A 463-nucleotide genomic window follows, 5' to 3' on the forward strand; every position below is an offset into this window, starting at 1 on the left:
CCATAACGCGTTACCATCTCGCGTGCCATTTGAGTTGCACGCTCAAAGTCGTTAGGTGCACCGGTAGAAATACGGCCGACAAAAATATCTTCAGCAATACGGCCACCAAACAAGATTGAGAGCTGGCTCAGCATTTGGTCTTTGTACATACTGATGCGGTCACGCTCAGGCAGCTGCCAAGTCAAACCCAATGCACGGCCACGAGGCATAATCGTTACTTTGTGAACCGGATCGGTAAACGGCAGGCTTTCCGCTACGATTGCATGACCGGCCTCATGATAGGCTGTCGCACGTTTTTCATCTTCGTGCATTACCATACTGCGACGCTCCGGACCCATGTAGATTTTGTCTTTAGCATCTTCAAAGTCGCTTTGATCGACTTTAACTTTATTACGACGACCGGCAAACAAAGCTGCTTCATTGACCAAGTTTGCCAAATCCGCACCTGAAAAACCAGGTGTAC

Annotated in this window: 1 pseudogene; it reads right to left on the minus strand. The window is 48.8% G+C overall.

What is annotated here, in order from left to right:
* Positions 1–463: pseudogene (locus ACTHUR_RS20220) on the minus strand (ATP-dependent zinc metalloprotease FtsH); the annotation flags it as partial.

This window comes from Neisseria sp. P0021.S007, assembly GCF_051956855.1.